The following is a 12,129-nucleotide window of genomic DNA, read 5'->3' on the forward strand; positions in this document are numbered from 1 at the left end:
TTTTATGCTCGCCACGTAGGATCTTGATCCTGCCCGCCCCCCGGCCCCGCCTGACGGCGTTGCCCGCCGCAGCCCGACTCCCGAACACGCCCACATAAAAAAAGCCCGCCATCGCGGCAGGCGTGGGTGTGGTTATCCGCATGTAGTCTCATCAGGCGCGATTCGAGCCGGTAGGGGCAAGGTGTGCACGACAAGGGGCTGATGAAAAGGGCTCGCCAAGTTGGCAACAAGACAGTCCATTTGTCAGTCTGGTTATGCCGGGCTCTTTTGGAAGCAAGCGCTTGTGCCAAGCATAAGCCTCCTTGACGGCCAATCACATCTGAAACATGCCAATAATACATCCAGCCAAGCGCTCTTTACCGATCATCAAGGCTGCATCAGGCTTTGATTATAAAAAGAAAGGCAGGTCACCTTAGAATGAAGTTGATGGAGCGGACATAGCCATGCCTTTCCGCTCAGTGATCTGAGCCAATGCTTCAGTATCAAGTAGCGTGCGATCAACCTTAAGGTAGGCTACACGCTCTTCAGGCACTATCAGAACATCTTCAACACCAGCAATGGCTGCAAAGCGTTCAACTAAGACATCACTTGTCTTAATGGCGTCTTCATTTAATGCGATAATTTCGCTTGAAAGATGGCGTGGGGCAGGCATTCGCCAAATGACCAGTAGCCACAATAGGGCTATACAGGAGGCAAAAAGGAAAACGGCATTCTCGCCATAAAAGCCCGCGATCATTCCTCCACCAGCTCCACCAATCGAGGCACCGAGAAACTGGCTGGTTGAGTAGATGCTCATGGCAGTTCCTTTAGCGCCCGCAGGAGCAAGCTTGCTGATCATTGAGGGCAAAGTTGCTTCTAGAAAGTTGAAAGCTACAAAAAAGAGCCCTAATAGAATTACCAGCATCCAGCTATTTGAAGGCAGCAGGCTCATCGAGAATAATATGACAGCTAATGTACCGACAGTAGCCGTAAATATCATTTTCATATGACGGTACTTTTCGGCAGCAATAATCATGGGAATCATTGTTACGAAGCCACATCCCATAACTGCCAAGTAGACCCAGCCATGATCTTCTGGCGCAATACCTAGCGCGACAAGTTTAACGGGAACAGCGACGAAACATGCGGTTAGAAGCATGTGTAATGACAGAATAGAGAAATCCAGGCGTAGCAGATTTGGATGCACAAGCGTAGTGCGGAGCTGCTCACGATTGAGTCCCACATCGCGATGGCGCCGTAAGGGCGCAGCAGGGACGAATCGCCACAGTACGAGCAAGCCAATCATGGCTAAGGCTGCGGTTGCCCAAAAGACCCCAGCGAGACCAAGCGTATGGGCGATGAGCGGTCCAACAACCATCGCAATGGCAAAGGCGATGCCAATGCTCATGCCAATGGTTGCCATTGCGGTGGTACGGACCTCTTCCCTGGTACGGTCTGCAAGCAGGGCCATGATTGCGCCTGCTATAGCGCCACTGCCCTGTAAACAACGTCCGGCGATAACGCCATATATTGTGGTTGCTTCGGCTGCGACAATACTGCCGATCAGGAATAATAGTAGCCCACCGGCAATAACGACTTTGCGTCCTATGCGATCAGACAGTAGGCCAAAAGGAATCTGTAATAGTGCTTGGGTGAGCCCGTAACCGCCAAGAGCAATGCCGATTAGTGCGGGTGTTGCATATTCGAGGTGACCGGCGTACAGCGAAAGGACCGGTAACACCATAAATAGCCCCAACATCCGAAAGGCATAGAGAAGAGCTAGACCCGAGATGGCTCGGCGTTCAGTGGCTAACAGTAGAGAGAGTTTCATTGAGTCGCATCGATGAGGTCGATTGCAGAAGGAAAATGACGGTATGTGGTCTAAGTGATTCTACTGGTTCGTTCCGGCTGTGAAAAGCGATGCGGTATTTTGTTGCTTGTTTAGGGAGATGATGTGCTGTAGAACGGGGCAAAACTGGCATTTGTTTCAGGTTGATAGTGATGTAGTAATTATAAATAGTAAGTTTCCGTAGTGAAGGTGAAGGCTTTCGCGAATGTGAGTAGCAGATGGACAGAGTAACATTGAGTAGTAGCTGATCTTCCAATGGCTTGTTTATTACATTGGTTTAGACTAAAGTATAACAAGATAAAGCCAATTGCTGCTTGCAGCCCCTTAGTGAAAAAACAAACAATATGCAGCCGCGGCTACATCTATTCTTGTCAGGCCGTATTGTTGCTTTGAAGTGTCTCTCCAGTGCGATCCGCGCAAATCTTTTCAGCAACCCTAAGATATTCCTCCAAGCACTCTCCCGGTACTAAATAATAACTGGAGTGCCAATATGGGTCTTATGAGTGAAACTCATTACCTATGTAGTCCATGCTGAGTGATATTGAGAGAGCTTTTGGGTAACCAAAACAGGATAACTTTTATTGAACATCCTGTTTCGAAAGTATACATTCCGAGCTTTAGTAAAACGGATTGATCAAGCAGGTCGTTCAAGAGAGCGTAAGATGAGACAAAAGAACTACCTAGGGTGTGTTAAAAAGCTAGCCTTGTGCGCCACTGTCTTGTTGTTGAGTGGTTGCGACAGTATGGTTCTCATGAACTCCAAAGGGCAAGTGGGCGCAGAGCAGAAATACCTTATATTGACATCGACTTGGTTGATGTTAATCGTTGTTATTCCTGCAATTTTAATGACATTAATATTTGCTTGGAAGTATCGAGCGTCTAACAAGCAGGCTAAATATTCTCCCAATTGGTCGCATTCCAATAAGGTTGAGGCCGTGGTTTGGGGTATTCCTTGTCTCATCATTGTGGCCCTGGCGACGTTGACGTGGAAGAGCACTCATGCTTTGGATCCGCACAAGCCTATTGACTCAGATGTGGCCCCTATCAATATTCAAGTTGTTGCTCTTGATTGGAAATGGTTGTTCATTTATCCCGATCAAGGTATTGCAACTATTAATCAGATCGCCTTCCCAAAAGATGTTCCCGTGAATTTTCAGGTGACATCGAATTCAGTCATGAACTCGTTCTTTATCCCACAGTTAGGCAGTCAGATATATGCCATGGCGGGCATGCAGAATAGTGTTCATCTCATGGCAAATGAAGCAGGCACTTATGGCGGTATGTCAGCAAACTATAGTGGCCATGGCTTCTCTGACATGACGTTCACAGCGCTTGCAATGAATTCTCCACAAGAATTCGATGAATGGGTGAATAAGGTCAAGGCCTCATCAGAAACACTGGGGCGTAATGAGTTCGAAAAGGTAGCCGAGCCGAGTCAGAAGAATCCAGTCGAGTACTTCTCTTCGGTTGAGCCGCATCTGTTCCAGAATATTATCGATAAGTTTGCCAAGAGTATGGGCATGGCTGGTACCGGGGAGTAAAAAATGTTCGGGAAATTAACTCTTTCAGATATACCGTATCATGAGCCCATTATCGTAGGTGCTGTGGGTGCTATGATTCTAGGCGGCTTGGTATTGGTCGCTGCGTTATTCTATTTCCGGAAATGGACCTACTTGTGGAAAGAATGGTTAACCTCCGTTGACCACAAGAAAATCGGCATCATGTACATCATTGTCGCCCTTGTGATGCTGCTTCGCGGGTTCGCTGACGCATTCATGATGCGCTCACAGCAGCTCATCGCGACCAGTGGCTCTGAAGGGGTCCTTCCTCCGCACCACTACGATCAAATTTTCACCGCTCATGGTGTCATCATGATTTTCTTCATGGCGATGCCATTTATGGTGGGCTTGATGAATATTGCGGTGCCATTACAAATTGGCGCTCGCGATGTTGCATTTCCGTTCCTGAACTCACTTAGCTTTTGGCTTTTTGCGGTCGGGGCACTCCTGATCAATATTTCCCTCGCAGTAGGTGAGTTCGCTCAGACTGGTTGGTTGGCTTATCCGCCATTATCCGGTATCCAGTACAGTCCAGGGGTCGGGGTCGACTATTGGATATGGAGTCTACAAATATCAGGGATAGGCACCCTGCTAACAGGCGTTAACTTCTTCGTCACTATCCTGAAAATGCGCGCGCCGGGCATGACCCTGATGAAGATGCCTGTCTTTACTTGGACCGCTCTGTGCACCAACGTATTGATTCTTGCCTCTTTCCCGATTCTGACAGCAACAGTTGCTTTGCTGACGCTGGATCGTTATCTGGGTACCCATTTCTTTACTAATGATATGGGCGGTAACCAGATGATGTACGTCAATCTCATCTGGGCGTGGGGCCATCCAGAAGTCTACATTCTGATTCTGCCTGCCTTCGGAATATTTTCAGAGGTTGTCGCTACGTTCTCAAAGAAGCGCCTCTTTGGTTATACCTCCTTGGTATATGCAACGGTAGCGATCACGATTTTGTCCTTCATCGTATGGCTGCACCACTTCTTCACGATGGGGTCTGGCGCCAATGTTAATGCCTTCTTCGGTATTACGACGATGATCATTGCCGTGCCTACCGGCGTGAAGATTTTCAATTGGCTTTTCACTCTTTATCAGGGGCGCATAGAGTTCAGTACTCCTATGCTGTGGACACTGGGCTTTTTAGTTACATTCTCAATTGGCGGTATGACCGGTGTTTTGTTGGCCGTGCCAGGTGCCGATTACGTGTTACATAACAGTCTGTTCCTGATCGCTCACTTCCATAACGTGATTATTGGTGGTGTTGTATTTGGATATATTGCTGGTCTGAACTATTGGTTCCCGAAAGCATTTGGCTTCAAGCTAAATGAAAAGCTGGGCAAATGTTCATTCTGGTGCTGGATTGTGGGCTTCTTTACCACATTCATACCGCTTTATGCTCTTGGCTTCATGGGAATGACACGTCGCCTTTCACATACTAACAATCCTGATTGGATTCCAATGTTTGTGATTGCTGAGATAGGTGTGTTCATCATCCTGTGCGGGATTGCATTCCAGCTATTGCAGTTGTTTGTGAGCGTCAAAAACCGTAAGCAGAACCTTGATCTGACGGGTGATCCTTGGGGTGGTCGTACGCTTGAGTGGGCAACTTCTTCTCCGCCTCCTTTTTATAATTTCGCTGAGACGCCTGTTGTTAAGGAACGGGATGCTTTTTGGGATATGAAAGAAAAGGGGATAGACCATAAGAAGCCTACCCAGTACAAACCGATCCACATGCCCAAGAATACACCGGCAGGGTTGATCATCAGTGCTTTCAGCTTAACGCTTGGCTTTGCCCTGATCTGGCATATCTGGTGGCTTGCGATAGTGAGCGTGATTGGTATCTTCGTCACATTCATTGTTCGCACCTGTAACGATGATATTGATTACTACGTTCCCGCTGAAGAAGTTGAGCGGATCGAAAATCAGCATTTTCAGAAAATGACTAATCAGGCGTGAACCATGTCGAGTGAAGTTATGAGTAACCATGCCGCTCATGCTGAGGAGCATGAGCATCACGAGTCCGGGTCCAATACGGTATTTGGTTTCTGGGTTTACTTGATGACAGACTGCGTTTTGTTTGCGACCATTTTCGCAACATATGCAGTTCTATCTAATAGTTTTGCCGGTGGTCCAACAGGCGAAGAACTCTTCGAGTTGCCTTTTGTGCTCGTCGAAACCTTTTTGCTATTGATCAGTAGTTTTACCTATGGGCTGGCAATGCTGGCCCTTAACAAAGGCAACAAAAGCCAGGTATTAACTTGGCTTGTGGCAACTTTTCTGCTTGGTGCTGGCTTCATCGGGATGGAGATATATGAATTCCATCATCTGATTGTTGAAGGCGCAGGTCCTGACCGTAGTGCTTTCTTGTCTGCGTTCTTTACCCTCGTTGGGACGCATGGTCTGCACGTTACTCTAGGTCTGATCTGGATGATCGTATTGATGGTTCAGGTAATGACTAAAGGCTTGACGGCCACCAACAATACGCGGCTTATGTGCTTGAGCTTGTTCTGGCACTTCTTAGATGTTATCTGGATCTGCGTGTTTACCATTGTTTATCTGATGGGAGTAATGTAATGAAAATCGGACAAACTGGGGGCACGGAGCCGGGTCACGGTAGCCTGAAATCCTATATTGTTGGATTCATTCTCTCTGTAATTCTGACGGTTATTCCCTTCTGGATGGTAATGACGTCAGCGTTCTCCAAGCCTGTTCTCCTGGTCAGTATCTTGGTGCTGGCTGTGGTACAGATTTTTGTGCAGTTAGTGTACTTCCTGCATATGAACCGTACTTCAGAAGAAGGATGGAATCTGATATCGCTTATCTTTACAGTGATTATCGTTGCTATTTTGGTTCTCGGCTCGCTGTGGGTCATGTTCCATCTCAATCACAATGTGATGATGGGGCATTGAGAACCCTGATTTGATGCTCAAGAAATATATACTCCTCACAAAGCCAGGCATCATTTTTGGCAATTTGGTTTCTACTATTGGGGGCTTTCTCCTTGCTTCTAAAGGAAGCATCGATTTAGCCCTTCTTTTAGCAACGATTGTCGGAGTGTCTCTGGTCATCGCATCAGGGTGTGTCTTCAATAATTATATTGATCGCGATATCGACAAAAAGATGGAGCGAACAAAAAATCGTGCTTCGGTAACAGGGCTTATTTCGCCTCGAGTCACGATTATCTATGCATGTTTGCTTGGCTTATTGGGCTTTCTGTTGCTCTATGTAGCAACGAATATGGTAGCGCTTAGCTTCGCTTTTATAGGTTTTATCATTTATGTAGTTTTATATAGCCTCTATTTAAAACGGCATTCAGTCTACGGCACTTTAGTCGGCAGCTTATCGGGAGCGTCTCCGCCAGTTATTGGCTACTGCGCAGTCAGTAATCAATTCGATATGGGTGCACTCATTTTGCTGTTGATTTTCAGCCTTTGGCAGATGCCACATTCCTATGCGATTGCCATTTTTCGATGGAATGACTACTCGGCGGCATCTATCCCTGTGCTCCCCGTAAAGCGGGGCATCCTCGTCGCAAAAAACCATATCATTATCTATATTGTGGCATTCACGATTGCAACTTTGATGCTTACTGTGGTGGGTTATACAGGCTATAGCTATCTTGTCGTGGCGGCAGTAATGAGTATCTATTGGTTACGAATGGCTCTGTTGGGATATAAAGCGGTGGATGATCGCATCTGGGCTAGGAAGCTATTTGCCTTCTCCATTCTGATTGTGACAACGCTAAGTATAATGATGTCTCTGGATTTCAAGGCGTCTGCCTCTGAGTCACTTCTTACCTATATTTATTAATAAATAACTAAAGGCATTGTGGCAGTAAAGGCAGCTGAGTGTTTATTCGGCTGCTTTTTGTTCCTGCGCATAGGTGTGGAGTTCCCATATTCACGCTGACCGTAAATAACCAGCCTCTACGTAAACAACGTTTTTCTCTTGAAGTCAGAGATAGCGTTTCCAGCGAGTATTAACTTCGTTATCTGTTCTACAGATGATTATTTGTGCGTTTGTTAATCATCAATTTTCTAGGTAGAGGGTGTGCATTTTCAGGTTCCTCTGTCTTTATCCTATCTCCACGGCGATGACGGGACATTGCGGCACTTATAGCGAGATATCTTTGCCGGAGTAGTAGTCAGTAGCTACGCTGAGAAGGCTTTCAAGAGATTTGCAAGCGTAACGTTGCCTTGAAAATATTAAGCTTAAGCCAAGAAAGGCGCTGCGACATGTTGCCGCAATGCATTTCTTTGATAAGGAATTTGCCTTAAGTTGCTGACCAACCGTTGACGTATCAGCCAACGCCGCGACCGTCACTAGGAGATAACTTCCAATGCTGGGGTTCGATGCTCTAGACCTAGCGCGATTTCAATTCGCCTTTACCGTATCGTTTCATATCATCTTCCCTGCTTTTTCCATAGGTCTGGCCAGTTTCTTAATGGCTACGGAGGCACTGTGGCTTAAAACAGGTAATGAGATATATCACAATATCTATCGCTTTTGGGTGCGCATCTTTGCCGTAGTCTTCGGGCTCGGTGTGGTATCAGGTGTGGTTATGGCCTATGAGTTCGGCACCAATTGGAGTGGTTTTGCCGAGCGGGCCGGCGATATTACAGGTGTCCTGTTAACTTATGAAGTTTTAACAGCATTTTTCCTGGAAGCCGGTTTTCTGGGTATCATGCTGTTTGGCGAGAAGAAAGTAGGTAGACGCCTTCATTTTATAGCGACATGCATGGTGGCAGTAGGTACGTTGATTTCCGCGACATGGATATTGATGTCCAACAGTTTCATGCAGACGCCATCAGGCTATGAAGTAGTCGGTGGGCGTTTTGAGCCAGCTAACTGGCTGCACATTATGTTTAACCCCTCCTTTCCGTACCGCTTGGTACACATGGTATTGGCCGCGTTCATTTCCGTCGGGTTTGCTGTCGCAGGGGGTGGTGCTTATCATTTACTGCGAAATCGCGAAGACCCTGCTGCGCGGCGAATGTTTTCAATGGCAATGTGGATAATTGTCGTTGCGCTTCCTATTCAGATCATCGCGGGAGATGCTCATGGTCTGAATACGCTAGAACATCAGCCTGCCAAAGTTGCTGCAATGGAAGGGCATTGGGAGAATGGCCCCAGCGAGGAGGGCATGCCACTTGTACTTTTTGGTCTGCCAGATAAGGAAAATGAGCGTAACCGTTTTGAGGTTGCAATCCCACATGCCAGCAGTGTGATCTTGACACATACCTGGGACGGGCAGATTCAAGGACTTTCAGACTGGCCGCAAGAGGAATGGCCCGATGTGGCGCTCGTTTTCTGGTCGTTCCGTATCATGGTCGGGCTTGGTTTCCTAATGCTGGCGATTGGTCTGGTCAGTCTGTTCCTGCGCTGGAAGAAGACGCTGTATAATCAAGCCTGGTTCCATCGGATAGCGTTGATCGCATCGCCTGCTGGGTTTATTGCATTGTTGGCCGGCTGGGTAACTACTGAAGGGGGGCGCCAGCCTTGGGTTGTCTATGGGTTGATGCGTACAGATGACGCTGTATCACCGCTTCATGCTTCCAGTGTCTCGGCAAGCTTGATCGGTTTCATAGTGGTTTATGCGATCATCTTTGGTATTGGTACGTATTATTTCCTCAAACTGATCAAGCATGAGCCGACCGAAAATATGCCAGCTGGGGGAGCGGGCGAGGATCGCCAGCCAAAACGTCCATTCTCTGCTGCCGATGACAGCCTCGAAGAACAGCATAAGGGAGCGTAGCCATGGGCAATGATATTTTACCCGTCGTCTGGTTTGCCTTGATTGGTTTGGCGATCATGATGTACATCATTCTGGATGGCTTTAGTCTTGGTATTGGTATCCTGTTTCCTTTTGTCAAAGAAGGAAAATATCGCGACATTATGATGAATACGGCCGCGCCAGTGTGGGATGGTAACCAAACATGGATGATCCTCGGCGGGGCAGGACTATACGGTGCATTTCCGCTGGCTTACGCCACTATTCTTCCAGCGATGTATCTGCCATTGATTCTTATGCTCTTAGCTTTGATTTTTCGCGGAATCGCGTTCGAGTTCCGCTTTAAGTCGAATCGCTCGCGTAAATGGTTTGATTTTGCTTTTAGTGGCGGGGCGATCGTGGCTACCTTTGCTCAAGGTGTCGTTCTTGGCGGTATTATTGGTGGTTTTCAGGTGGAAAATCGTCAGTACGCAGGCAACACATTTGATTGGTTCTCGATATTTGGCCTATTTACCGGGATAGCATTGCTTGTGGGCTACGCGTTGTTAGGAGCGGCATGGTTGGTTGTCAAAACGGAAGGCAATTTGCAAAAGCGCTTCTACCGCATAGTGAGACCGCTGACATTGCTGCTTATCTTGGCAATGCTGATTATTAGTATTTGGACACCCTTGTCAAATGATCGTATTGCGGACCGATGGTTTAACTTCCCCAACATAATTGGGCTATCTATAGTGCCAATACTCGTTGTTGTATTGACGTTAAGTATTATACGCAGCATCGCCAAACGGCATGAGAAACTGATTTTTATTCAGGTGGTGGGGCTTTTCCTGCTGGGGCTAATTGGGTTGGTAATAAGTTTCTTTCCCGTTCTTATTCCACCAGATATTACTATATGGGATGCTTCTTCCCATCGTTCCAGTCAGATATTCTTGCTTGTAGGCTATTCTATCTTGCTACCGATCGTGCTCGCTTACACGGCTTATAGTTACTGGATATTCCGAGGCAAGGTGCGTGAAGGTGAAGGTTATCATTAATGATTTAGCTGGTACCGGCTGCTTTTACCGTAGCGGTAACAGTAGTAATGCTTTTCCTGGCGCCCTAATGGGGCGCCTTTTTGTTTTAGTTGTTAAGCCTTTTACAGGCACAACGGTTATTTGCTGCACGCTTCCCCCAGTGCAGTTGGTTTCCGCTAGAATGAATGCTTTTCTTACCATGGCGGTGCGATGAATATCCGCGATCTGATCTGCTTGTTGAGTGATGGGCACTATCATTCTGGAGAACAACTAGGTGAGCAGTTAGGTGTTTCACGAACAGCTGTCTGGAAACAGTTAAAGAAGCTTGAAACGCTGGGCATTTCACTTGAAGCAGTTAGAGGCAAAGGCTACTGCATTTCCGATGCTTTAGAGTTGCTGGACGGCGCCGAAATTGTTGCAGCATTGCCCTTGGCTGCGCGGCAACAGCTGGTGCGTTTGTTCATTAACGATACATTATCTTCGACCAACACTTTTCTGCTCGACCGTTTCTCCGATGGAGCAGGTCATGGCGAGGTCTGTATTGCCGAAATGCAGACTAATGGTCGAGGCAGACGCGGGCGTAACTGGATAGGTGCTTGGGGGCGTACGCTCCCGTTTAGCCTAGGGTGGCGTTTTGAGTCCGGCGCTAGCAGGCTGGAAGGGTTGAGTTTGGCTATTGGTGTGGTTGTGGCGGAGCTTCTTGCTTCCCATGGCGTAGAGCTTCAATTGAAATGGCCTAATGACCTTCTGTTAGTAAAAAGCGGTCAAGCCTACAAGCTTGGTGGGATTCTGATCGAGGTAAGGGGAGACATAGAAGGGCCCTGCCAAGTGGTGGTTGGTATAGGACTTAATGTCTCTCTACCAGAGCAGTTTCGTCTCTCAGTAGGGCAGCCAGTAGCTGCAGTACATGATGTCGACAGGAGCATATCTAGAAATACGCTGGCGGCAGGTTTGATCGAAGCGCTAGTCACGCTGTTGCCGAAGTTTGAAACAGAAGGGTTTGGCCCTTGGCGCGAAAGATGGAATGCGCGTCATTATCATGCAGGCCAGCCTGTCAATGTGCTGCAGGGGAGGACAAACTTCGAAGCAATTGCAGAAGATGTCGATGAAGCCGGAAATCTACGTGTTCGTGAGGAGGGGCAACTTAGATTACTCAGCGGTGGTGAGGTTAGTTTACGCGGCCGCTAACGATGCTTGTAACTAAAGCAGTTGTGATTTTTAAATTGGTGCTTCTCCTGAGTATTCTACTGGCCAGCCACACGCTGGTGAGGCGCGAGAAGTAATCTGCACAGTCTCGCGACGGTGCAATTACATCTGTTTTACCAGTCTTATGTTGTCTGGAACTAATATTCTGTAACAAGTTCGCGTGGGGCTTGCATTCTTAATGCTGCTTTGACAGAATGCGCTCCGTCTTGGGAAAGACCTGCGAGAACAAGTGGTTGGTAATTGGTTCTTGACAGTTGTTGTTCGGGTGGTATAATTTGCCGCCACATTGGAGGGGTTCCCGAGTGGCCAAAGGGAGCAGACTGTAAATCTGCCGCGTAAGCTTCGAAGGTTCGAATCCTTCCCCCTCCACCAGAATTCAATATGTCTGCTGTACTTCGGTGGGCATAAAGTTGGTAAGCGGGCATAGTTCAATGGTAGAACCTCAGCCTTCCAAGCTGATGGTGCGGGTTCGATTCCCGCTGCCCGCTCCATGGCTTGCTCATGTAGCTCAGGGGTAGAGCACACCCTTGGTAAGGGTGAGGTCGACGGTTCAATTCCGTCCATGAGCTCCAGTGTTAAAGGCGAGCCGACTGGTTCGCCTGTTTTTTTGCTTGAAAATGCCCGTGTATGGGTTGCTAAGTGTGGGATGGCTCGCTAAAATGGCCGCCGCTCTTTTGGCAGTCCGAAAGCGTTACAGGCCAGTAGCTCAATTGGCAGAGCAGCGGTCTCCAAAACCGCAGGTTGGGGGTTCGATTCCCTCCTGGCCTGCCAGTCTTCCCCAGGCTG

Annotated in this window: 9 protein-coding genes and 4 tRNA genes; 12 read left to right on the plus strand and 1 reads right to left on the minus strand. The window is 47.7% G+C overall.

Annotated elements, in window-relative coordinates; all coding sequences use genetic code 11:
- Positions 1–412: 412 nt before the first annotated feature.
- Positions 413–1,810: an MFS transporter gene (locus C3Z11_RS00160; protein WP_106475515.1), complete on the minus strand. Its 1,398-nt coding sequence runs from the start codon at positions 1,808–1,810 to the stop codon at positions 413–415.
- A gap of 680 nt (positions 1,811–2,490) precedes the next feature.
- Here C3Z11_RS00160 and cyoA point away from each other — a divergent pair.
- From cyoA to C3Z11_RS00220, 12 genes are all read left to right on the plus strand, one after another.
- Entirely contained in the window at positions 2,491–3,369 is an 879-nt protein-coding gene (cyoA, locus tag C3Z11_RS00165; protein WP_106475516.1) for a ubiquinol oxidase subunit II, read from the plus strand.
- 3 nt (positions 3,370–3,372) lie between these two features.
- Positions 3,373–5,349, plus strand: coding sequence for a cytochrome o ubiquinol oxidase subunit I (gene cyoB, locus C3Z11_RS00170; RefSeq protein WP_106475517.1), 1,977 nt, complete (start codon positions 3,373–3,375; stop codon positions 5,347–5,349).
- A 3-nt stretch (positions 5,350–5,352) separates the two neighbouring features.
- A complete protein-coding gene (locus C3Z11_RS00175; RefSeq protein ID WP_106475518.1) occupies positions 5,353–5,967 on the plus strand; it encodes a cytochrome o ubiquinol oxidase subunit III in 615 nt (204 codons plus the stop codon).
- Positions 5,967–6,302, plus strand: a complete 336-nt coding sequence (locus C3Z11_RS00180; RefSeq protein WP_106475519.1) for a cytochrome o ubiquinol oxidase subunit IV — start codon at positions 5,967–5,969, stop codon at positions 6,300–6,302. Before C3Z11_RS00175 ends, C3Z11_RS00180 begins: the two co-directional genes overlap by 1 nt.
- A gap of 13 nt (positions 6,303–6,315) precedes the next feature.
- On the plus strand, positions 6,316–7,203 hold the full coding sequence (cyoE, locus tag C3Z11_RS00185) for a heme o synthase (protein ID WP_106475520.1): 888 nt from the start codon (positions 6,316–6,318) through the stop codon (positions 7,201–7,203).
- A 529-nt stretch (positions 7,204–7,732) separates the two neighbouring features.
- Positions 7,733–9,148 (plus strand): cytochrome ubiquinol oxidase subunit I, encoded by a 1,416-nt coding sequence (locus C3Z11_RS00190; protein WP_106475521.1) that lies wholly within the window; start codon positions 7,733–7,735, stop codon positions 9,146–9,148.
- Between the two features lie 2 nt (positions 9,149–9,150).
- On the plus strand, positions 9,151–10,158 hold the full coding sequence (gene cydB / locus C3Z11_RS00195) for a cytochrome d ubiquinol oxidase subunit II (protein ID WP_106475522.1): 1,008 nt from the start codon (positions 9,151–9,153) through the stop codon (positions 10,156–10,158).
- A gap of 189 nt (positions 10,159–10,347) precedes the next feature.
- Positions 10,348–11,325 (plus strand): biotin--[acetyl-CoA-carboxylase] ligase, encoded by a 978-nt coding sequence (locus C3Z11_RS00200; RefSeq protein WP_106475523.1) that lies wholly within the window; start codon positions 10,348–10,350, stop codon positions 11,323–11,325.
- A gap of 306 nt (positions 11,326–11,631) precedes the next feature.
- Positions 11,632–11,715: transfer RNA gene (locus C3Z11_RS00205), tRNA-Tyr, on the plus strand.
- Positions 11,716–11,760: 45 nt separating this feature from the next.
- Positions 11,761–11,834: transfer RNA gene (locus C3Z11_RS00210), tRNA-Gly, on the plus strand.
- A 6-nt stretch (positions 11,835–11,840) separates the two neighbouring features.
- Positions 11,841–11,915: transfer RNA gene (locus C3Z11_RS00215), tRNA-Thr, on the plus strand.
- Between the two features lie 123 nt (positions 11,916–12,038).
- Positions 12,039–12,114: transfer RNA gene (locus C3Z11_RS00220), tRNA-Trp, on the plus strand.
- The last annotated feature ends 15 nt before the right edge of the window (positions 12,115–12,129 follow it).

The organism is Phytohalomonas tamaricis, assembly GCF_003012345.1.
Lineage (GTDB): Bacteria > Pseudomonadota > Gammaproteobacteria > Pseudomonadales > Halomonadaceae > Phytohalomonas > Phytohalomonas tamaricis.